Genomic DNA, 21,467 nt, shown 5'->3' with positions numbered 1-21,467 from the left:
TAATTGTGTATGACACCAAATTAACTTGGTATCTTAACCATGACGGCGTTTCTTGTTGCAGTCAACATTAAAATGGGTATGGTACCAAAATTCATTGGTTGGAAACAAAATGCCGATAACTGGATTTCAGATCAAAGCCGCTCGTTCTCTTATCGGAATGGAGCAGGTCGAGCTTGCTGCAAAGGCGGGTGTCAGCGCCAATACAATCAGGAACATGGAAGCCGCTGGAGCCGAACGCATAAGTGTTCGCACCGGCACGCTCGATGCCGTGACGGACGCGCTCAAAGCAGCAGGTGTCTTGATTATTGATCAGGGGCCGAGCGATGGCGGCGCAGGCGTTCGCCTCATAAGCAAAGGGGCATAGGCCCAATCTCAAAAAGGGATATCCTCGTCGAGATCCCGTGAGAAGTTGCCGCCGCTCTTTCCCTTAGATGGTGGCTGTTGTTCGACCGGCCACTTGGGAGGCTGCAGCTTGGCATTCTTCAACGCATCAGCCATTGCGTGCCCGGCCGCATAGTAATCATTATGCTTCATGTCCTCATGGAGCTGGATGAACTCATCGATGCGCGGCCAAAGAACATCGATATAGTGATTGAGATAAGTCTGCTTTTTTTCGGTGGCAAAGAAAAACGGCCAATGGTTGCGTACGAAAGATAGGCGCCGCTCCTCCTCAAACGTAGGAATCAATTCGGGGACCTTTGAAACCTCAAGTGCACGGACGCCCTCGCTGACGTCCCAAAGATCCTGCCAGGTAGTATGGTAGTCTTCGTACCCGTCCGAACGAGTGATGACCGTATTTGCCGCCGCGGCGAGTATGGCCCGTTCGACGACGGTGGTGATCGTCTGACCTTTGAACCTCGCCATGTAATCCAGGATGAATCGCGTTTTCGGATCCAGCCGAATCGTTAGCGCTTCAGACTTGGGGTTTTTAGACGCAGGTCTGCCCATCGAATCTCCCTATCGCGCGTACGCATAACTAACCTGTGAATAGATTGCAATCATCACATTAATATTTGCCCGATCTTGGTGGTTCTTGTATTATAAGAACCGTGCAAAAACGTCAGGAGTTTGGGTATGAATGCAGAACATTCGTCTCGTGAATATTTGACTGGAAAGCAGGTGGCGACCCGGTACCAGATTACGCCGGTATCGCTGTACAGGTGGGAACGCGACGCCCGCCTCGGCTTTCCACAGCCGATGATCGTCAACCGCCGCAAGCTTTTCAAAGTGGAAGAATTGGTCGCCTGGGAACGAGGGCGGGCAAAGGAGCGGTCGGCATGATGCGAGCTCCGAGCGAAAAGCGGCGGGGATCCAGGTCGCCAAACTCAGAGATCCCCACCGCTCCTAACGAAATCGCTTTTTCAGCGACCCCCCGTCACCAGCAGCCTCTAGGAGCGCCGATGAGCAATTCAGGTAGAGCACGGACACGTATGAGAGTCCAGATTCTGGATAAGGGCGAGCCCTTGGGTTCACCGATTACTGTCTTAGGTCGAGACGCCTGGGCGTTGCGTGTCCTCATTGAGGCAGGCAAGCGGGGCTTCAGTTCGATCGATAAGCCGGCGCCTCGTACCGCGCACTACATTTTTAAATTGCGTAAATTTGGGTTCGCGATCGAGACAATTACCGAGATGCACGGCGGGGCCTATCCTGGCCACCACGCTCGATACGTTCTCCATTCAAACGTCGCCATTCTGGAAGGCCAAGCTGCATGACAGAGCCTCGCCAGATCAACATGGACCCGGCCGTCACCGTGGCAGCGCAATGGGTCGCGGACAATCCGCCGCGGCCCGACATCATCCCCCACCTGAAAGCGAATTTCTCCTTGACCTCTTTGCAGGCTGCGGAGGCCTGCGCCTTGGCACAAAAGTTTCGGGTGTCTCGGAGGGCTTTCGGTTGAAGCCACGGAATACCCCACCACAACACGAATGGGCACTCCAGTTCCCCATGATTGAGGGGAAACCCACTAACGAAGAACGCAAGGTTTTTACTGCGGCGAGGCTTGAGCTGCAGAGCTGGATCATGCGTGACTTCGATAAGACAATGACAACCACGGTAAAGGCCGTGGCTGTCTTCTTATTAGAAAGCGTGAACAGCGAAACGCTTTTTTGCTATCCGTCCTACCGGACGATTTGCGAGACAATTTCGATCGGCAAAGAGAAAACGGTTCAGCGCGCGATAGCAGCTCTTGTTGCGCGAGGCTGGCTTTACGCTTGGCGCACCAGTCGAACGGACACGTACAACTACCTTTTCCTGAAGAATGAGGAGAAGGTCTCTCAGATTGCCGATTACCTGACTGCGAAAAGGGATGCGCGAGAAGAGGACCGAAAGCGCCGCGACTGGACATTTTTGACCACTCGCGAAAATGGCTTAGGGCCTCAAATGTCCACTCGCGAGAGGACAAAGATGTCCACTAAATCCTTTAACGGAACCCATGAAGTTTTCTCTAGTATAGAAAGCGCGGAGTTCTCTATAGAGCAAAACCCCTACGCTGTAGCCTCCTATGGCGATGACACCAATTCCCCTTATCAAGTCCCGATCGATGAAAACGAGGCCGAAAACGTCCTCGATCAGATCTGCCATGGTCACGCGGTCCATCACTTGGTCAGGGGGACGCTGAAAGACTTCCTTTTGCACGGAACCCTAACCCCGACCCGTGCGCTCGGTTTGCTCGGGGGGAGGGAGGCCGCATGACCGCTGAAATTTGCGTCTTCCCTTTAACGGGCCGGGTCGGAAAAATTCGAGCGGTTGCTGTTAATCTCATCGGGTCGCGATCGGAAAAGCTGGCGAAGGCATACCGGCACCAGATCTCGGCAGGTCTCATCTCACACATGGAAAAGAATGGAGTTCCGCAGCACGAGCAGGGCGAGCGTTTGTTCGAGTTCTGGCAGGCAGTTCATACAGAAATTGCAAAACGAATTGAGGGCGCGGCATGACCGAAATTCTTAACGTCACCCGAGACGGCGATGGCCAGTTCCAGATCACCGATCAGCGCGGCAAGGTGGTCGAAGGTCCGTTTGATACGAACGCCGCGGCTTGGGCGGCGCTCGATCGTATCGACAGCGACACGATGCCAGGTAGGCCTCGCGGCAACAAGAAGGTTCTTTGGGGCAAGCCCGAGAAGCCAGCAAAGCGCAATGGCAAGAAGGCGGGCAGGCGCCAGGCTGCGAAGGACGAGCACCGGATGAAGGTCAATGCCGCAAAGGCGCCTGGCTGGGTGCGGTCAGTGGCCGCTGCCAAGTTCGATCCGGCGGGCGAGCGCAAGTTCCGGGATTATAAGCTAGGCACTTTCGGCGCTGCCTCTGAAGTGAAGCGCGTCGATCCTGCCGCCTATCTCGCAGAGATTGCAGCGCAGGCGGCATCCAGGCCTGTGGATTACGTGGAAGGCGGGAACGATCCATGAACGAAGCGAACGGAAAAATTGCAGAATCAGCTAAGGTTCTCGTCAGCCACGAGGAGATTTGCATGTCAGAATATGATCTCAAGTTCTTCCCGAAATTCGAAAGCCGCCCGTCCGCAGAGTTTGTAGATGGATGGCGCAAGCATATTTCTCAAACAGGGTCGCCAGAGACTTACATCGATATCTCGACAACCAAGCCGCCTCGTGATGGACCGGTAATCCTTCTGTCAGATGATATCCATGTGCCAACGTCTTTGCGGTTGGGTGGGGAAAGGGTGCCGTGTCCGCTGTGCAGCCCAAAGTCGCCAAAGTTCGAAAACGGTCGATTGGCCTATTTTCCCCAGGAAAATGCTGTTCGATGCATCGGGATCGATTGTGCAAGAAAGTTCTTCGGCGCCGATTACACCGAGGCCTTGAGGCTCTTCCGGATAGAAGCTCAATGCGCGGCGTATATTGCCGCATGGCCTGCGCTGGAGGCGAAGATTCGCGCGGTTGAGCCTCTGGCGCTGCGTCTTTTGGCTGCTGGTAGCAAGCTGGAAGACATTAGGGTCATTATCGACGTGCAGGGACCGGGGTTCGCGAGGTTCTTATATAACGACCTTGTCAACCGAGGAGGCTTGGTAGTGACGTCACGGACACCTGGCGCCCGTAGCCAGCAGGTTGAGGGCCTTGCGCTGTTTGCGTCAGATTTTCGACCTCGATCGGCATTGGAAAAAATCGTGGCGGTCTGCCGTGATATTCGCAAACCCCTTCCGAATTGGAGCGCAGCCGACGGGCAGGACGCTGCTACCAAAGAGATCATGCGCCGAGGGAAAGCAGCGTTCGACAGTCTCAGAGCGATCCCGGAGATTAGGGACCTTTTGGGTGACGCGTTATCCTTTTTTAAGCCGGCGAACCTTCGAAGGCTAGAGAAGTGGACCGATAACGGATCTTCCCCTTTTGCCTCACTCAACTTCAAGGCATCGGCGCAGCAGGTGCAGGCCTCAGCGGTGAGCTTCGAAGACCGATACGAGTGGTCGGTCATGGTTCCTGAGAACTTGCTTACGCAGATACCTACGAAAGAAGAAATTTCCGTTTTGAACCTATCGGAGATCCTGAATTGAATTTCATACAGCGTGAAAGGCTAAAGCAAGAGCGCGCGGATGCGCGACAATACCAGATCCCGGCGGTCGTCGAGGGCTGGTCGGCGGAATCGTGGTTTGCAATCAGGACGACGCCAGGCGCACAGCGCTCGCCGTCCATCATCGATAGAACCGTCGATCACCGCAAGGACGAACGGGATATCAGCCTTCTGGAGCGGCATCTCCACCGCAAAGGGATTGAAGTCTTTATGCCTTGTATCCGACGCGAGGTTATTCACCACCGAACCAAAAAATGGATCGATAAGCGCTTTCCGGTTCTCGTCGGCTATGCGTTCGTCAACCTGCCAAAAAGGAACTTCGCGGAAGTCGAGGCGATCGAGGGCGTTGCCGGCATCCTGCGCCCGGGTAATAATCCCTTCGAGGCGCCGCTGCGATTTCCAGAGGGGCTTATCGGGAAACTCCGCTTCCTTCAGTTCGAAGAGGAGCAGGCATTTCTACTCGGCCGCGCTCGCCGTATCCGCCGTCAAGAGCTTTGGCAGGAGACATATAATCGGCCCCCGTCACGCGCAGAGATGAAGAGCCTATTCCAGCGCGGTGCGTCGCTGCACCTCAGGCCGGGATCGCCCTTCAGCCAGTACGCTGCGAAGGTTGTGAGCGTGACATCTAAGGGAACCATCCTTGCATCCATCGAAGCGTTGGATAAACTGGTGCAAGTCAATGTGACTCTTGCACAAATCGCTGATGTGGAATAAGTTCCTGCAGTGATTTGGGACGTTCTGCGCTATGTCGCGGTCCTGGCTTGTTGGAACACACGCTTCCAATGCAAGGGCGGAATGCGTCTTGAGATAAAGGCCGCGCGGAAATGTAGCGGCCTTTTTGTTTTCGGCCCCATGCGGATAATTAGTCATCTGCACGATGGGGAAGTCCGCGATGTGGCTACCTTACCCGACACGGTGGCGCGCAATGTCCAAAAGGCTTCGTCTCGACTATGCGGGAGCCCCAACCGCCACCCTGGTTGGCGTGGCTCGACGCAAAAGCTTTCGTTACTTTGGTCTGCGCGCACCCCGATATCAAAGGAACGAGGAGAGAAAGAAGAAGTGCGAATGCCCGCTTCCTTTCTCGTCCCATTTTACGACAGGTCGCGTCGCTGGGATCAAGCATTTTGAGGCTGTTCCCCTTCGTTTGCCGGATACCACGCAAGCTCGGGAGGGTGACGGAGCCTTACCGCCGCCTCGCACTTTAGCTGGAGCTTTTGATCGGGTATTGGATCATCGTCTTTCGCCAAATCGAGGTACCGCGCCTCCGCCGTCTCAAATGTTGATAGCATCTCCTCAGTCAGATCATTCCTACGTTTCGCCCTGCTCGCCAATATGAGCAAGGTGCTGTAGTTGTCGGAGTGGCCCGCGAACAAGCGGCTGAGGCGCTCGATCTTCTTGTTTAATTGGACGATCGGTTTTGTCAGTGCAAGCACCGCAGAAACGGCGCTCAGCGAGGCCCATACGACCTTTCCATAATCCGTATTCCATATCGTAAGGGCTGAAATACCACTACCGGTCGTGCCGATGGCAATGAGGATGTCGAACCAGGTGCTCAGCCGCTGAGTTCTGGCGAGCATCACCCCGTAATAATCCCTGTTCAAAGCCGATCGACACATGAGCGTGTAGATCTCAGCCATTTGAGTGGATAGTGCATCGGCCTTCATGGATCACCGGCGGCATGGGGGAGGGCAAAAGCCGAAAGGTGTATCTTCAACAATAGTCTGCAGCCCGGGTAGCTGAGGGTCAGCTCCAATGACGTCATGTCCTCCCTGCGGCTGTGGGCCGGCCGGCGTGCCGCCGACGCCCATGACGGCGTCGCCCGGATTTGTCGCACCGTATTCATCATTGCTTGTCCCCCCGCCACCGAAAAGGCCTTTAATCGTCGCATGCGGAGACGGAGTGTCGCAGCCAACTTGGGGAATATTGGCCACGCAAGTTGATGGAAGCTCTTGCGCAAAAATCAGGCTTCCTGAGCTCATCGAGTACAAAGCGATGACGGCAAATATCGACGCTAACCGCCCCAACATGTTCGATCCTCCCACAAGGTCCGAAGTCTAACACACTTAGTATCGCTGCAGTAGTGTTCCCGAGGGGGCCACCTACCGGGGACTGCGGTTCTCTCATATTCCGCTTAGGCTCGCCCGCGAGCTAACAAACAGGTTGCGAACCATCAAAATTACGGAGAACTGCAATGGACCCTTCGATTGCTCCGGCCTCGCGGGCCGCAGTCGTGACACCGAACGATACAGCCATCGTTAATGCGCGCGCGCTTTATGTTGGCACGGCAGGTGATGTTTCCATTGCGCCACGCCGGGATATGGACCCTGTCATCTTCAAGAATGTGCCGGCCGGGACGATCCTGCCGGTTCATGCCGCCATCGTGGCGCTCACCGGAACCACGGCTTCCAACATCATCGCGCTGTTCTAGGCGTCACTCACTGTGACGTCACGTGACGTCACGCTACAGCAGCCCCGCCGATCAGAAGGCAGGACCATGACAGGCAGACCCACCAAATTCACGCATTCCCTTGCTGACATCATCTGCGAACGGATCGCCGACGGCGAAAGCCTTCGATCGATCTGCAGGGATGACGCCATGCCGGCCAAGTCGACGGTGTTGGCCTGGCTGGCTGATGACGACAAGACCGCTTTTCGGACCAAGTATGCGCAGGCGCGCGAAATCCAGGCCGACGGCTTCGTCGACGAGATGGTCGAGATTGCCGACGACGGCACGAACGACTGGATGGAAAAGAAGAACGCAGACGGTGAAACGACCGGATGGCAGGAGAACGGCGAGGCGCTTCGACGCTCGCAGCTCCGCATCTCAACCCGGCAGTGGATTGCCGAGAAGCTGAAGCCGAAAAAGTATGGCGCCAAGGTCGAGCTGGAACACGGCGTGACCGGCGAGGTTTCTCAGCTGCTGGAAGCGATCAATGGCAAAACCCGCGGACTTCCAAGCGGCAGTTGATCAGTTTTCGGACTGGCGCTGGCGTCTGAACAACCTCTATTGGATCACCGACAAAGAGGGTAAACGGGTGCGGTTCGAAATGAACTGGGCTCAGATGACGTTCTTCGAGCAGATGCATTATCTAAACGTGCTGCTGAAGGCCCGCCAACTGGGGCTGACGACGTTCATCCAGATCTTCATGCTTGATGCCTGCGTGTTCAATCGAGACATTCGCGCCGGCACGATTGCGCACACCCTTGGCGACGCGCAGACCATCTTTCGGGACAAGGTGAAGTACCCTTACGACAACCTGCCCGAAGGCATCCGCGAGGCGGTGCCGATCGTGAGGGACAACCAGACGGAACTGCTTCTGGGAAATAACTCGAGCATCCGAGTCGGCACGTCTCTCCGATCGGGCACGCTGCAATACCTCCATATCTCAGAATATGGGAAGCTCTGCGCGAAGTACCCGGACAAGGCGAGGGAAGTCAGGACGGGTGCACTGAACACCGTGCAGGCCGGCCAGCTAGTTTTCGTCGAGAGCACCGCCGAGGGGCAGGAGGGTCACTTCTACACGCTCTGCGAAGACGCCCAGGTCAAGCAGCGCCAGTCGTCGAAGCTAACGGAGCTCGACTTCAAATTCCACTTCTTCCCGTGGTGGAAGGAACCTCAGTATTCGATCGCGCCCGAGGGCGTCATCATCACCGAAGCGTTCGCGAAGTACTTTCGCACTCTGGCTGACCAAGGCATCGAACTGAGGGACGGGCAAAAGGCTTGGTATGTCAAGAAAGCTGAAACGCAGCTCGGGGACATGAAGCGCGAATATCCCTCGTCGCCGGCGGAAGCGTTCGAAGCCAGCGTAGAGGGCGCCTACTATTCGGATCAGATGGCGGTCGCCGACGCTGAGGATCGCATAGGCATCTATCCGCATGTGGCCGGCTACCCGGTCCATACGATATCCGACATCGGCATGGACGACACGAACAGCGTCTGGCTCTTCCAGGTGCTCCCGAGCCGTGTCCGGATGATCGGCTACTTCGAACACACCGGCACCGGCATGGACGGCATGCTGGACGAGCTCGAGCGGCGCGCAAACGAGTACGGCTATGTCTATGGCGTGCACAACATGCCTCACGACATCCGCGTCAGGGAGTGGACCCGCGGCGGCCTCACACGCATTGAAGTGATGCTGGCGGAGGTCAAGGCGAGAAACCTTGGCACGGTCCGCAAGATCGAGCGCGCTTATGTCCATGACCGGATCAACGGAACGCGGCGCATCCTGGCCAAGATCGAGTTCGACCAGGCTGGATGCACTCAAGGCATCAAGTGCCTGAGGAACTACCGAAAAGAATGGGATGAGGATCTGAGCGTTTTCCGCGACGTACCCCTGCACAATTGGGCTTCGCACGGCGCCGACGCTTTCGGCGGCCTTGCGATCATCTTCACGGGCCTGGCCGCGGAGCCGCTGAAGCCACAACCGAAACCTCTGCCGACGTTCCAGACCATGACATTCAACGATTTCGTCAACTCCACACCGACCCAGAGCGAGCACGTTTGATGGACGACGAAGCCACGACATTGGGGGGCGATGAGAAGTACGACCTGGCAAAGGTTGGCGCGCACTGGCAGCAGGAGCTTGAGCGCGGGCAGCGGTATTTCAAGTCATGGGTCGATCGCTGCACCAAGATTGAGAAGATCTATCTGCAGCAGGCCGACCAACAGAGTGTGAAACGCAGGTTCCCGATGCTGTGGGCGAACGTGTCGGTTCTGCAGCCGGCCGTCTATGCCCGTGTGCCGCAGCCCGTCGTCGAGCGCCGCTTCAAGGACTCGCAGCCGGTCGCGCGCATGGCCTCGGAGCTCGTCGAACGCAATCTTGCGTTCACTGCCGATGACGCGGATCTCGATTCCCTGATGCGGGCGGTGCGCGACGACTTCCTGCTCTGCGCTCGCGGCACGGTGTGGCTGCGGTATGAAGCGGATTTCGAGCCGCTCGATATAGGCGTAGAACCTTCTAATGCTCCAGGTGCCGATATCGGCGGCTCGCCAGCCGAACAGATCACCGATGAACGGGTCTGCATGGACTATGTCCACTGGTCTGACTTCCTGCACTCGCCGGCTCGCCGTTGGAAGGATGTAACGTGGGTGGCGCGCCGCGTGCCGATGACCGACGAGGAGTTCGACAAGCGCTTTCCCGAGGGACGAGCAAGCCTTGCCGCAAACGGGGCCGGTTCCAATCACGGGACCAACCAGACCGAACGCGCTCAGAACGAGGGTAAGACGTACGTCTGGGAAATCTGGTGCAAGAGCGAGAACTACACCGTCTGGATTGCCGAGGGTTCGCCTGTGGCTCTGGAGGTATCGGAGCCGCCGCTGAAGCTGACGCGGTTCTTTCCTTGCCCGCGGCCGGCATTCGGAACACTGTCGACCGGCTCGCTAATCCCGGTCCCTGACTATGTCTACTACCAGGGCCAGTGCGACGAAATCGACGTTCTAACGAAGCGTATCAACAAGCTGACAGATCAGCTCCGGTTGAAAATCTTCTATCCGTCCGGTGATGGCTCGGTATCCCCGGCCATCGAAAAGGCCATGCGGCCTGACAACGACACGGTGATGGTGCCGATCCCTGAGTGGGCCGCGTTCACCGATAAGGGCGGCTCAAAGGCAATCGTGACGCTGCCGATCGACGAGGTGCAGAAGGTTATCGTGGCCTGCATCGAGGTGCGCAAGCAGCTTGTCGAGGACGTTTACCAGATCACCGGCATCTCCGACATCGTCCGCGGCGACACGCAGGCCTCGGAGACGGCGACGGCGCAGCGCATCAAAAGCCAGTGGGGTTCTATCCGCATCCGCGACCGCCAGGCCGAACTGGCACGGTTTGCGCGCGATATCGTCAACCTGGCCGGCGAGATCATCTGTGATCAGTTCCAGCCCGAGACGTTGATGCTTGTCAGCGGCATCCAGCTTCCGACCGCAGCGCAGAAGCAGCAGGTTGAGATGCAGATGCAACAGCAGCAGATGATGCAGCAGCAGGCAGCAATGCGCGCCCAGCAGATGGGGCAGCCGGCGCCACCGCCGCAGCCTCCTCAGTTGCCGCCTGAAATGCAGAAGATGATGGAGCAGCCGACGATCGACGAAGTCGTGCAACTGCTTCGCAATGACAGCGTGCGCGGCTTCAGGATCGACATCGAGACGGATTCGACGATCGAGCCCGACGAGGACGCCGAGAAGCAACGGCGCATGGAGTTCGTGCAGATGGTCGGCGGCTTCATGCAGCAGGCGGGTGCAATAGCGCAGCAGACGCCAATGCTTGTGCCTGTGATGGTTGAGACGTTGCTGTTTGCCGCTCGAGGCTTCAGGGCAGGGCGCCAGCTCGAAAACACACTGGAGCAGGTAGGTGCGCAGCTGTCGCAGTCGGCGACCGCTCCAAGGCCTCCGCCGGAGCCAACGCCTGAACAGATGATCAATCTGAAGACGGCACAGGTGAAAGCCGGCGCCGAGGAAAAGAAAGCCCAGCTCAGCGTAGCCCAAGCGCAAATCGAGCATCAGGCCACGGTGGAGCAGGCGCGTAGCGACATGGCGGCGCAGGCGCTCCAGCAGTTCCAGCAACAGCCGCCAGCCTACCAGTGAACGAGGGAAGCATGAGAGAACGCTATTGCCGCGTCTGCGGCGGCTGGCACCAGCTCGACAAATGGCCACACAACTGCATGCCGGTGCAGAACCCCGCGCAGTCCGATCTGCCGGCGCCGCATTTCGTCAGCGACGCCATCGATATCCAGTCGATGCATGACGGACGGCATTACACCTCGAAAGCCAAGCTGCGCTCGGCCTATCGAGCGGCGGGCGTGGTCGAGATCGGTAACGAAAAGCCGCAGCCGATCGAAAAGCCGAAGACGGATCGCAAGGAGATCCGCAAGGAATTGCGGCGAGTTCACGCCGAATACAACGCCTGAACGGGCATCAATCCCCGAAATAGGAAACATCCGACATGGAAGATCTGATTAACGAGGCCGGCAACGGCAGCGAAGACCTCGGCACATCCACCGAAAAGCCGATCAGCATCCGCGACAGCCTCAGGGCTGCGATCGACAGTGCTGACGGTAACGTCTCGGCGTCCAGCAACACGGATCGACAGCGCGACGAACACGGCCGCTTTGCCCCGAAGGAGGCAGACAAGGGAACCCCGGCCGCAGGGGCAGTGCCGAAGCCTGTAGATGCGCCAGCAGCAGGCAACGCCGCCACGGCAGCCCCACAGACGCCAGCAGTAGCGCCCGAACAGCAGCCAGCCGCAACGACGCATCGCGTTCCGCCTGGTTGGTCGGCTGAGGCAAAGGCCCAGTTCGGGACTTTGCCGCCCGAGGTGCAAGCCGCCGTCGCCAAGCGAGAGCAGGAGGTCGACAACGGCTTCCGGGTTCTGCAGGACTACAAGGGCCTGGAAGAATTCACGCCTATAGTCAGGCAGGCCGGCACGACACACGCCGACGTCATGCGGAAGGCGATCGATTGGGAACAGTCGCTCATTCGCGACCCGGTCAATACCGTCATTCACGTCGCCAAGATGGCCGGGGTAAACCTCTCAGCCCTCGTCAATGGTCAGACGGAACAAATCCTGCAGCGCCAGCCGCAGCAGGCACAGCAACAGCCGCGCCCTCAGCCCGTCAATGTCGAGGCCACGGTTGAACAGGTACTTCGGAAGCGAGACACTGAAACTCAGGTCAATGCCTTCATTTCCGACCCAGCAAACGTGCACGCCGAAGCCGTTCTCGACGACATGGTTGCCCTCATCAGCGCAGGGCGAGCAGCGAACCTCAAGGACGCCTACGACGCCGCATGCTGGATGCGTCCGGACATTCGTCAGCAGTTGATCAGCCAGACTGCGCAGCCCGCGATCGATCCGAATGCACAGAGAGCCGCCGCGGCCGATCAAGCCCGCAAGGCATCTCGCTCCATCTCCGGCTCATCGGCACCGGGTCCGACCCGTGGCGTGGCGGCCGACCAACCAACCTCCATCCGCGACTCGCTTCGCAGCGCTATGCACGCTGCGCGCGGTCAGGTGTGATCAAAGGAAGTGATCCATGGCAATCTCGCCAAATCTCTCTGAAATCGTGACCACGACGCTGCGCAACCGCAGCGGCACGGTCGCCGACGATGTGACGAAGAACAATGGTCTTCTCACCCGTCTGAACAGCCGTGGCCGCAAGAAGCCCATCTCCGGCGGCCGCACCATCGTCCAGGAACTGCAGTACCAGGAAAACAGCACTTTCAAGCGCTATTCCGGCTACGATATCCTCAACGTCCAGCCCTCCGACGTCATCACGGCTGCCGAATACGACCTCAAGCAGGCCGCGGTCGCCGTCTCGATGTCCGGCCTCGAACAGCTGCAGAACTCAGGCGAGGATGCGATCCTCGATCTGCTCGAGCAGCGCATCGAGAACGCCGAAACGACGCTGAAGAACAACATCGCGCTCGACTGCTATTCCGATGGCACGGCCGATGGCGGGCGTCAGATCGGCGGCCTGCAGCTCTTGGTCTCGACCTCTCCGACGTCTGGCACCGTCGGCGGCATTTCGCGCGCCACCTGGGGTTTCTGGCGCAACCAGAAATTCTCGGCCTCGGCCGACGGTGGTGCCGCCGCCTCGAACGCCAACATCCAGAGCTACATGAACCGGCTCTACATGTCCTGCGTTCGCGGCTCCGACGCGCCTGATCTTGTTGTCGCCGACAACAACTTCTTCCGCCTCTACTGGGAATCGCTGCAGGCAATCCAGCGCATCACCTCGGCGGACAAGGGCATGGCCGGCTTCCAGTCGCTCCAGTACATGGGCGCCGATGTGATCTTCGACGGCGGCTTCGGCGGCGGCGCGCCCCTCAACCAGATGTTCTTCCTGAACACCAAGTACCTGTTCTATCGCCCGCACCGCGACCGCGACATGGCGCCGATCGGCGACGAGCGCATGAACACCAACCAGGACGCCTTCGTGCAGCTCATGGGCTTCGCCGGCAACCTCACCATGAACAACGCCTTCCTGCAGGGCGTGTTGTTCGCCTGATCGTCAACGAAAGGAAAAGCAAATGTCGGTCGCAACAATCCAGTCCGATCGTCTTGGCGCGAACCCGTTCGTCGTCGAAGGCCCGATCGTTTCCGGCTCCGGTATTCCGGGCCCGAACTTCTCCCTCGGCGCTGTCGCCGGCGGAGACCGCGAATCCGAATGGGTCTATTGCCAGCTCGTGCTGGCCGCGCAGACGACCCTTCAGCCCGGCCAGTGGTTCCAGTGGACCAGGGATTATGTCGCTTCGCTGCTGACCACGGCCGCCGCCGTCGTCGGCCAGCGCTGCGGCGTCTTCTCGGGCGCCGCCCAGCCCCCGACCATCACGGGCGGCCCGATCGGGTCTATCACGCTCGCTGCTGGCACCTACTACATCTGGCTCCAGCGTAACGGTCAGGCTCCGGCCCTGATCTCCACGGCGACTGCAGCCCTTGTGGTTGCCGAAACCACAACGACAGCAGGCCAGGCGAGCGCCCCGGCATCGGCGACGGCAACCACCAAGGCCATCGCCAACGTCAACTTTGCGGCGGCCAATCAGACGTTTACGGCAACCACTGTAAACGGTTCGGCTGTTCTGACGAGCTTGGGCGGTCTCAGCGCGAATGCAGGCCCGTTCATCGGTGCGGCTGTCTCTGGCACCGGTATCCCCGGCGGCACGACCATCACCGGCATCACCTACACGCCGAACAACGTCATCCAGAGCATCACGCTCTCGGCCAACGCCACGGCGAACGGCACAGGGATCACCATCACCGCAACGGGCGTGCTGGAAGCAACGCTGATGCGTCCGTTCCTGTCGAAGGTGAACTAAGGAGGCTGTCATGTCCTTGACGAATGAGCTTCAGAAGAAAATCGCTGCCGACCGCGAGGCCGGCCGCGACATCTCCGCGGTGATCGAGGAATTGCTTCTTATGATCGCCGAAAAAGTCGAGCCGCCGGCCGCCAAGAAGGCAGCCCCCGCAAAGTCGACTGACACCAGCAAGTGATAAACGGCGGGCGCTTCGGCGCCCGTTTCCTTTCCCCGCCATCAACAGCGAGACAGCACCATGGCCGACAGCAACACCGGAATTTATGCCTCCTTCAGCCTCGAACCGGTCGAGCAGACCTTTCTGACGGAGAAGGAAGGGCGCCCGATCTTCGCCGATAGGGAATTTGTGCGCATCTTCATCGCCGGCGACAAGCACACCGAAGTCTACCGCGAGGTAACGGAGAACGACAAACTCCGCTTTTCTGACGCCTATAAGCGGTTCAAGGAAGGCGCCGAGGCTCGCGAGCAGCTTGTCGGCACTCCACTGGCGCAATGGGCCTTCCTGAAGCCCAGCCAGATCAAGGAACTGGAAGCGATCAACATCTATACCGTCGAGCAGCTTGCCGCGCTCTCGGACACCGCCAAGCAGAAGATCGGTATGGGCGCGAACGAACTCGTCGCCGCGGCGCAGGGCTATCTTGCATCCGCGCAGGACTCGCGAGCCGCTTCGGCCTTTGCCGCTGAGAACGAGCGTCTCAAGGACGAAGTCGGCCGCCTGCAGGATCAGATGAAGGACATGGCCTCGCGCTTCGAGGCAATGGAAAAAGAACGCCAGGGTGGCCGCGGCCGCGCAGCTGCCTAAGCCGGAGATCCGCGCATGTCGCTCCTGACCATCATCCAGAACGTATGCGCGGAAATCGACCTAGATCCGCCGGCGGCCGTCATGTCGTCTGCGGATCCACAGGTAAGGCAATTGCAGATCCTGTCGTATCGGGCCGGAAAGGACCTGCTGAAAGATCATGATTGGTCTGTGCTGACGACCACAAGGAATTTCACGGCGACCGGAGCAATCCCTGAGCCTGCCGAGCCGCCCGTCGACTTTCAGCGCTTTGTCGCCAATTCGGTGGTCTGGAACACATCCCGCCTCTGGCAGCTCAATGGCCCTGTCGAGCCGCAGACCTGGGAGCGGAACACCATCCTCAATTCCAACCCGGTCCCGCAGATCTACCGCATGCTTGGCGGCAAGCTGGCGTTCTTCCCGAATGATGTCGGTGAAACACTGCGCTACGAGTACGTCTCGAAATACTGGATCGCGGTCAACGGCGGCACGACATTTGCCGAAAACTGGTCGAACGATACCGATACGGCTCGTTTCTCCGAAGACCTTCTCGAGCTTTCGCTGATCTGGCGCTGGAAGCGGGCGAAGGGGCTGGACTACGGCGAAGAGCTCGAAAACTACGAGCGTGCGAAAGAGTCGGCCGTCGGTGCAGATCGCGCCGCTCAGCCCGTGAGTCTGTCGCTGCCCAACCGCGGCGAAATCCCTGACAACTTCTGGCCCGGCACCATCATCGCTCCAAGTCTATGACAAGAAAACCCATCCCTCCGAACGGGCGCACCGGCCGCGTTTCGCCAAGCAAGGACTGGATCGCGCCCACTGGGGGCTGGCGAACCGACGTCGAGATGGCGGACATGCCGAAAGACGCTGCTTTCCAGCTCGACAACTTTTTCCCCGAGGCCAACCGGGTCCGCGCCCGCTATGGCAATTTCGCCTTCGCAACGGGTCTCGCTGCCAACGTGCAGACGATCATCCCATATGTCGGGGTGAGCAATCGTCTGTTTGCCGCGGCCGGCGCCAAGATATTCGACGTGACGGCCGGCGGGGCAGTTGGGGCTGCGGTGGTGTCCGGCCTATCCAGTGCACGATGGTCGGTCCAGCAGTACACCAACCCGGCCGGCCAAGAGTATCTGCGGATGGTCAACGGCATTGATCTCCCGCTTCTCTACAACGGCACGACGTGGACCAACAACATGCTGGTCGGGACCGCAACGCTCGCAACGCAGAACGTTTCGGTCAAGGCCATCCAATATACCCTGAGCTTCTTCGGAACCGGCTCTGTAACGCTCTCAGGAGCCTTCGCAGGCGTCTTGAACGGGACTGGCGTCGGCAATCGCGTCACGCTGACATTCACGCCTACAGCCGGCACGTTGACGCTGACGGTGGCCGGCTCTGTCACCAATGCTCAGTTGGAGACGGGCGCCGTTGCAACGCCATATGTCTCGTCGACGATGATCACCGGCATTCCGGATTCGTCGCTGCTGATCGCCGTGACGGCATATCGCTCGCGGCTCTGGTTCATCGAGAAGAACTCGACAAACGTCTGGTATCTCGCCACCGACGCCGTCAGCGGCACGGCGACGGTTCTGCCGGTCGGCGGCAATATGAAATATGGTGGCACGCTGGTTGGGATCGGGGTCTGGACCATCCCTGTCTCCACCGGCCTGCAACAGTGCCTGGTGCTGATGTCCTCCGAGGGCGAGATCATCGTCTATCAGGGTTCCGATCCGTCCAGCTCATCGAATTGGGGATTGCTCGGCACGTTCAAGCTCGGGCGTCCGCTCGGAACCGATCGCTGCTTTCTGTCTGTCGGTGCGGATCTCGCCATCATGACCACGGACGGCATCGTGCCGATCACCAAGGCCGTGCAGCTCGATCGCGGGGCAACAAGCCTCGGGGCAATCACCGCCAAGATCGGCCCGACCTGGCGCGAAACGGTGGCGACGGCCGGAACGACTTCGGACGAATGGCAACTTGCGAGCTTCCCCGCAAGACAGATGGCAATCGTCAACCTGCCGTCGTCTCTCGGGCCATATCAGTACGTCATGAACACCGAAACCGGCGCCTGGTGCCGCTTCGTCGGGCTTGCCGCCTCCTGCTGGGGGAACTGGCAGGACCGGCTGTTTTTCGGAGCGGCCGACGGGAGAGTTTACGAAGCTGAAGTCGGGGCCAATGACAATGGCGCGGCGATCGACGCCCTCATGGTCGGAGCATGGAACCGCTACGGCGAAGATATGGCGACCAAATTTTCGAAGCTGATCGGAGTGACGGCGCAGATCGGTGTTTCGACGCTGATGTATGCCGGCATGTCGTTCGACTACCAGACGAAGATACCGACAGCGCTTCTGTCGGCCATCGAAAACAATGCGGCTGCGAAATGGGGCTCTGCGATTTGGGGTGTCTCGAAATTCCCCGGTACAGCGGTCGTTCGGAAATTTGCGTCGGCAGGTGGCGCCGGCTCAGCGCTCGCGCCGACGATCCGGGCTCTGATCTCCGGCGCATCAGGCTCTGTCTCCGAGGCGGCGGTGGTCGGCGGCTCCGTCCTTTACGAAAAAGGCGCTCCGATTTGATCGTCTCCGAACCCTGCGAGGATATCGCAGCATGGGTAGGGGCCAAGATCGGGGTGACATTCCATCCGCCCTTTACGGCCATGGCGCAGATCGAAGGCGGCCGCATCATCGCGGCCTATGTGTTCAACGTCTGGACCGAACACGATGTTGAAGTTTCGCTCGCTGCCGATCGGTTGTCGGCAACCTTGATGCGGGCAGTGTTCCGATATGTCGCCGACCGGCTTGAATGTCGGCGTGCAACTTTCAGGACGCGCGCTGACAACCTTCCAGCCCAGAAGGCGCTCGATAGACTCGGCGCCCGTCTGGAAGGCCGCCAGCGTGGTTATTTCGGCGACTGTGATGCGCTGCTCTATGGAATTTTGAAAGAGGACTTTCCCTATGGTCTCCACGCCGAAGGCACCTAAAGCGCCCGATCCGACACAGACCGCGGCGGCGCAGACGGCCACCAACGTCGACACCGCCATCGCCAATGCGGGCTTGAGCCACACCAACCAGTACACGCCGGACGGTTCGCTGGAATACAAGATCAGCGGCTACCAGACGATGAAGGACCAGAATGGCAAGAGCTACCAACTGCCGACCTATTCGGCATATCAGAGCTATTCGCCGCAGAACCAGGCGATCTATGATCAGACGCAACAGACGCAGCTTGGGCTTTCCAAACTCGCCAACCAGCAGACCGGCAAGATTTCCGGCATCCTCGGCACCAATGTCGATCTCAGCGCCGGCAATGTCGACAAATATGTCAACGATCACTGGCAGTCCGGCTTCAACAACCAGTGGGACCGCGATCAGGCGAGCCTCGATCAGAGCCTTGCCGACAAGGGCATCTCGATGGGCTCGGCCGCCTACAACAATGCGCTACGCGATTTTTCGACGCGCAAGCAGGCCGCATCCGACCAGTATCTCGGCGACATGTATTCGAATGCGCAGAACTCGATCCTGACCGAGCGAAACCAGCCGCTGAACGAGATTTCGGCCCTGATGTCGGGCTCGCAGGTCAATCAGCCGAATTACGTCAATTCGCCGACGACGCAGTTGCCGACGGTGGATCAGGCCGGGCTGATCAATGAAAACTACAATCAGCAGATGGGCGTCTATAACCAGCAGGTAGCGAAGTCGAACGCGGCGATGGGTGGTCTCTTCGGTCTCGGTTCATCGTTGCTTGGCGGCTGGGCTATGTCCGATCGCCGGCTGAAGCGCGACGTTCATCAGATCGGTGTCACGGAAGCGGGCATCCCAATCCACGAATACGAATATGTCTTCGGCGGCGGCCGGCAGGTTGGCGTGATGGCCGATGAGGTCGAGCGTGTCTTCCCTGACGCCGTCGCGGAAGGGCCTGGCGGCTTCAAGATGGTCAACTACGCGGAGGTTCTGTGATGGGTTTCCTCTTCGGCGGCGATACCGGCCAATCGCAGGAAAGTGTCACCGACGCGCGCAAGCGCCTTGCGGCGGCGATGCTTCAGCAGGGCACCGACACGAGCCCCATTCAATCGCCTTGGGAAGGTGCTGCCCGTATGGCACAGGCGCTGATGGGTGGTCTCGCCATTCGCAAGCAGGGCGAGGCAGAACAGGCAGGCTTGGCCGAAGGGATGGCGGCTCTGACGGGCCAGCCTTACACCCCGCCTGAGAAGCAGGCCGGGTTCCTGTCGTCGATCTTCGGCGGTGGCAACAAGTCGGCTGATCCCGGCGCTACCGGCTCGTCAATGCCGAATGTGGATGCTGGCGGCAATATCCCTGTCGCAACCGCTCCGGACAATGTGAAGAACCTGATCGCAGCCAACGTGCCTCCTGAAATGCAGGGATATGCAACGAACCTGATCGGCAAGGAAAGCTCGTTCAACCCGAACGCCGTCTCTCCGACAGGAGCAACCGGCTTGGCGCAGTTCACCAGAGGGACGGGCAGCCAGTATGGTCTCGTCTCTGATCGAGGTGACATGCGCAAAGATCCTGTTGCCAATCTCAAGGCGCTTGTCGCGCTTACAAACGACAACCGCGCAGGGCTGACGAACGCGCTCGGGCGCGCTCCGACCGATGGAGAGCTTGCGCTTGCCCATCAGCAGGGCTTGCAGGGCGCTATCAACCTGCTCTCTGGCAAGTCGGTTCCCGGCAACAATCTCTCCGTGAACAACGTCGATCCGAACATGGACCCGCGCGCCGCGGCGAACAAGATCATGGCCTTCTATGGTGGCTCTGGTGGTCAGCAGGGCGCACCTGCCGGCGGCATGCCATCCGCGCCGCCAATCCAGCCGCCGCCGGTCAATCCTCCCGCACCGCCTCCGACGCCTGGCTATATCGATCCGATGGTCGGGCCGAACGCTGCTCCTCCCATGCCGCAAGCCGCTGCCCCCGGTGAAGTTGCAAGCCTCGATCCGTCGATCGGCATTCCAATGCCCGGTGCTGCAGGGCAAATGCGTGCATCCGCTCCAGCACAGCCTATGCCGCCGCAGGGAGTCCCGCAGGCTGCGTTGTCGGCTTTGCCATCGTCCGCGGTCGGACCAACGCCGAACGTCGCCAGCGTGCCGTCTGTTGGTATGCCTTCGTCACAGATCCCCCCTGAGTTTCAGAACAGCCAGCAGCTCATGAATGCCGATCCGAACGGTGGCATCATGCCGGCGCTGCTTGGCGGATCTCCTGCATCTCCAGAGCAGGTTGCGCAGGCGCAGCAGTCGGGCCAAGCGCGTCTTGCCCAGGCATTGGATGGAGCCACGCCGCCGCCGTCAGCAAACCCGATGGCGAACCCGCGCGCGCAAGCGCTCGTCAAGGTGCTCAGCAATCCGAACGTCCCGGCGCCGATGAAGGCTATGGCCGCGCAATCGCTTCAGACGCTGATGAAGCCGCCAGAGTACGGTTTCCAGACATTGCCGGATGGAACCGTCTTGCGCAGCGACCCACGCACCGGGACTGTGCAGCCGATCTATCAGAGCACGCCGAAACCGACAGAGGTGAACGGTCGCCTCGTCGGGGCCGACGGCAAGGTTATCGCCGATTTCAGCAATGGTCAGTGGGAGCGAATGAGTGACGGCACGCTCTACAACAAGAGCACCGGCGAAATCAGGCAAGCCCCTGGTGGCGCCGGCGGAGAGAAATTTTACGGCTCGACCGTCCCTTACTACGACAAGGATGGGAACCTGCGATATCGCCAGTTGGGTGACAAGGGCGGTGGCAAGGATCTGGATTTCGGGCCTGGAGCAACGGCGGCGCCGACGACGCGCACCGTTGATACCGGAACGGAACTGATCACCCTCGGCCCTGGCGGCCAGGAAGTGAAGCGCACCACGAAGGAGAATTATGAGGCAGCGAAAGACACGGCGCAGGGCAGCACTGAAGGCAAGGCTGCTGGCGAAGCAGTCTCGTCACTCCCTGCGGATCTGATGCAGGCCGACCAGACGATCAAGAACATCGATGAGTTGCTGACCAGCAAGGGACTAAATTCGATCGTCGGTTCGGTCGACCAGTTTCGGCCTTCCTGGACAATGGGGGCTGATGGTCGGGACGCTCTAACACGCCTCAAGCAGCTCCAGGGCGGTGCGTTCCTGCAAGCTTATGGGCTTCTCAAAGGCGGCGGCCAAATCACTGAAGTCGAGGGCGGCAAGGCTCAGGATGCCATGGCGCGCATGGATCGCTCGCTTGATGAGCCTCATTTCCGGACTGCTTTGAAGGACTTCCGCGATGCTGTCGAGCAGGGCGTTGCCAAAATGAAGGAGCGAGCAAAGGTGGCGGCACCATCAGCGCCTAGCGACCCGGCCGTTGTCCCGACTGATGTTCCGGGCGTCACCATTCGAAGGAGACAGTAAATGCCAACA

At 59.4% G+C, this 21,467-nt stretch carries 25 protein-coding genes; 23 read left to right on the top strand and 2 right to left on the bottom strand.

Going from position 1 to position 21,467, the window contains the following annotated elements:
- The first annotated feature begins 52 nt into the window (after positions 1-52).
- Positions 53-364: a helix-turn-helix transcriptional regulator gene (locus MOV76_RS08215; RefSeq protein ID WP_247264300.1), complete on the top strand. Its 312-nt coding sequence runs from the start codon at positions 53-55 to the stop codon at positions 362-364.
- Positions 365-372: 8 nt separating this feature from the next.
- On the opposite strand, the gene MOV76_RS08210 is transcribed toward MOV76_RS08215, so the two are convergent.
- Positions 373-948 carry a hypothetical protein gene (locus MOV76_RS08210; RefSeq protein WP_221984666.1) on the bottom strand — a complete coding sequence of 192 codons (576 nt, stop codon included), beginning with the start codon at positions 946-948 and terminating at the stop codon, positions 373-375.
- A gap of 126 nt (positions 949-1,074) precedes the next feature.
- Between MOV76_RS08210 and MOV76_RS08205 the strand changes: the two genes are divergently transcribed.
- The 7 genes from MOV76_RS08205 to MOV76_RS08175 all read left to right on the top strand — a co-directional run bounded on the left by MOV76_RS08205 (position 1,075) and on the right by MOV76_RS08175 (position 5,231).
- Entirely contained in the window at positions 1,075-1,281 is a 207-nt protein-coding gene (locus tag MOV76_RS08205) for an AlpA family transcriptional regulator (RefSeq protein WP_221984667.1), read from the top strand.
- The gene (locus MOV76_RS40310; protein WP_408987989.1) at positions 1,278-1,712 is read left to right on the top strand and encodes a hypothetical protein; all 435 of its coding nucleotides are present in this window, start codon (positions 1,278-1,280) and stop codon (positions 1,710-1,712) included. Before MOV76_RS08205 ends, MOV76_RS40310 begins: the two co-directional genes overlap by 4 nt.
- A gap of 232 nt (positions 1,713-1,944) precedes the next feature.
- Positions 1,945-2,691 carry a helix-turn-helix domain-containing protein gene (locus MOV76_RS08195; protein WP_221984670.1) on the top strand — a complete coding sequence of 249 codons (747 nt, stop codon included), beginning with the start codon at positions 1,945-1,947 and terminating at the stop codon, positions 2,689-2,691.
- Entirely contained in the window at positions 2,688-2,933 is a 246-nt protein-coding gene (locus MOV76_RS08190) for a DUF6074 family protein (RefSeq protein WP_221984671.1), read from the top strand. Before MOV76_RS08195 ends, MOV76_RS08190 begins: the two co-directional genes overlap by 4 nt.
- Positions 2,930-3,400 carry a hypothetical protein gene (locus MOV76_RS08185; RefSeq protein ID WP_247264299.1) on the top strand — a complete coding sequence of 157 codons (471 nt, stop codon included), beginning with the start codon at positions 2,930-2,932 and terminating at the stop codon, positions 3,398-3,400. Before MOV76_RS08190 ends, MOV76_RS08185 begins: the two co-directional genes overlap by 4 nt.
- Positions 3,397-4,500 carry a hypothetical protein gene (locus MOV76_RS08180; protein WP_247264298.1) on the top strand — a complete coding sequence of 368 codons (1,104 nt, stop codon included), beginning with the start codon at positions 3,397-3,399 and terminating at the stop codon, positions 4,498-4,500. Before MOV76_RS08185 ends, MOV76_RS08180 begins: the two co-directional genes overlap by 4 nt.
- Complete coding sequence (locus tag MOV76_RS08175) at positions 4,497-5,231, top strand: transcription termination/antitermination NusG family protein (protein ID WP_247264297.1); 735 nt, start codon at positions 4,497-4,499, stop codon at positions 5,229-5,231. The genes MOV76_RS08180 and MOV76_RS08175 overlap by 4 nt, the downstream gene beginning before the upstream one ends.
- 401 nt (positions 5,232-5,632) lie before the next feature.
- Here the strand turns inward: MOV76_RS08175 and MOV76_RS08170 are convergent, their stop codons facing one another.
- On the bottom strand, positions 5,633-6,181 hold the full coding sequence (locus MOV76_RS08170) for a hypothetical protein (RefSeq protein WP_247264296.1): 549 nt from the start codon (positions 6,179-6,181) through the stop codon (positions 5,633-5,635).
- Positions 6,182-6,708: 527 nt separating this feature from the next.
- Here MOV76_RS08170 and MOV76_RS08165 point away from each other — a divergent pair.
- The 15 genes from MOV76_RS08165 to MOV76_RS08095 all read left to right on the top strand — a co-directional run bounded on the left by MOV76_RS08165 (position 6,709) and on the right by MOV76_RS08095 (position 21,458).
- Entirely contained in the window at positions 6,709-6,945 is a 237-nt protein-coding gene (locus MOV76_RS08165; protein WP_247264295.1) for a hypothetical protein, read from the top strand.
- A gap of 66 nt (positions 6,946-7,011) precedes the next feature.
- Positions 7,012-7,485, top strand: a complete 474-nt coding sequence (locus tag MOV76_RS08160; protein WP_247264294.1) for a terminase small subunit protein — start codon at positions 7,012-7,014, stop codon at positions 7,483-7,485.
- A complete protein-coding gene (locus tag MOV76_RS08155) occupies positions 7,451-9,022 on the top strand; it encodes a terminase (RefSeq protein WP_247264293.1) in 1,572 nt (523 codons plus the stop codon). Before MOV76_RS08160 ends, MOV76_RS08155 begins: the two co-directional genes overlap by 35 nt.
- Positions 9,022-11,091 carry a hypothetical protein gene (locus tag MOV76_RS08150; RefSeq protein WP_247264292.1) on the top strand — a complete coding sequence of 690 codons (2,070 nt, stop codon included), beginning with the start codon at positions 9,022-9,024 and terminating at the stop codon, positions 11,089-11,091. The genes MOV76_RS08155 and MOV76_RS08150 overlap by 1 nt, the downstream gene beginning before the upstream one ends.
- A gap of 11 nt (positions 11,092-11,102) precedes the next feature.
- The gene (locus MOV76_RS08145; RefSeq protein ID WP_247264291.1) at positions 11,103-11,414 is read left to right on the top strand and encodes a hypothetical protein; all 312 of its coding nucleotides are present in this window, start codon (positions 11,103-11,105) and stop codon (positions 11,412-11,414) included.
- A gap of 35 nt (positions 11,415-11,449) precedes the next feature.
- Entirely contained in the window at positions 11,450-12,520 is a 1,071-nt protein-coding gene (locus MOV76_RS08140; RefSeq protein WP_247264290.1) for a hypothetical protein, read from the top strand.
- Positions 12,521-12,536: 16 nt separating this feature from the next.
- Entirely contained in the window at positions 12,537-13,511 is a 975-nt protein-coding gene (locus MOV76_RS08135; protein WP_247264289.1) for a phage major capsid protein, read from the top strand.
- A gap of 22 nt (positions 13,512-13,533) precedes the next feature.
- Positions 13,534-14,319 carry a hypothetical protein gene (locus MOV76_RS08130; RefSeq protein WP_247264288.1) on the top strand — a complete coding sequence of 262 codons (786 nt, stop codon included), beginning with the start codon at positions 13,534-13,536 and terminating at the stop codon, positions 14,317-14,319.
- Positions 14,320-14,329: 10 nt separating this feature from the next.
- Positions 14,330-14,494 carry a hypothetical protein gene (locus MOV76_RS08125; RefSeq protein WP_247264287.1) on the top strand — a complete coding sequence of 55 codons (165 nt, stop codon included), beginning with the start codon at positions 14,330-14,332 and terminating at the stop codon, positions 14,492-14,494.
- Between the two features lie 60 nt (positions 14,495-14,554).
- On the top strand, positions 14,555-15,118 hold the full coding sequence (locus tag MOV76_RS08120; protein WP_247264286.1) for a hypothetical protein: 564 nt from the start codon (positions 14,555-14,557) through the stop codon (positions 15,116-15,118).
- Between the two features lie 15 nt (positions 15,119-15,133).
- Positions 15,134-15,841, top strand: a complete 708-nt coding sequence (locus MOV76_RS08115; RefSeq protein WP_247264285.1) for a hypothetical protein — start codon at positions 15,134-15,136, stop codon at positions 15,839-15,841.
- Positions 15,838-17,661: a hypothetical protein gene (locus tag MOV76_RS08110; RefSeq protein WP_247264284.1), complete on the top strand. Its 1,824-nt coding sequence runs from the start codon at positions 15,838-15,840 to the stop codon at positions 17,659-17,661. The genes MOV76_RS08115 and MOV76_RS08110 overlap by 4 nt, the downstream gene beginning before the upstream one ends.
- The gene (locus MOV76_RS08105; RefSeq protein ID WP_247264283.1) at positions 17,658-18,065 is read left to right on the top strand and encodes a GNAT family N-acetyltransferase; all 408 of its coding nucleotides are present in this window, start codon (positions 17,658-17,660) and stop codon (positions 18,063-18,065) included. The genes MOV76_RS08110 and MOV76_RS08105 overlap by 4 nt, the downstream gene beginning before the upstream one ends.
- A complete protein-coding gene (locus tag MOV76_RS08100) occupies positions 18,040-19,041 on the top strand; it encodes a tail fiber domain-containing protein (RefSeq protein ID WP_247264282.1) in 1,002 nt (333 codons plus the stop codon). Before MOV76_RS08105 ends, MOV76_RS08100 begins: the two co-directional genes overlap by 26 nt.
- Entirely contained in the window at positions 19,041-21,458 is a 2,418-nt protein-coding gene (locus tag MOV76_RS08095) for a transglycosylase SLT domain-containing protein (protein ID WP_247264281.1), read from the top strand. The genes MOV76_RS08100 and MOV76_RS08095 overlap by 1 nt, the downstream gene beginning before the upstream one ends.
- Positions 21,459-21,467 lie beyond the last annotated feature (9 nt).

It is taken from the genome of Rhizobium sp. PRIMUS64, from assembly GCF_023006465.1.
GTDB classification, from domain to species: domain Bacteria; phylum Pseudomonadota; class Alphaproteobacteria; order Rhizobiales; family Rhizobiaceae; genus Rhizobium; species Rhizobium leguminosarum.
Note: the sequence above shows the minus strand (reverse complement) of the source record. Positions and strands in the feature narration are given on the sequence as shown.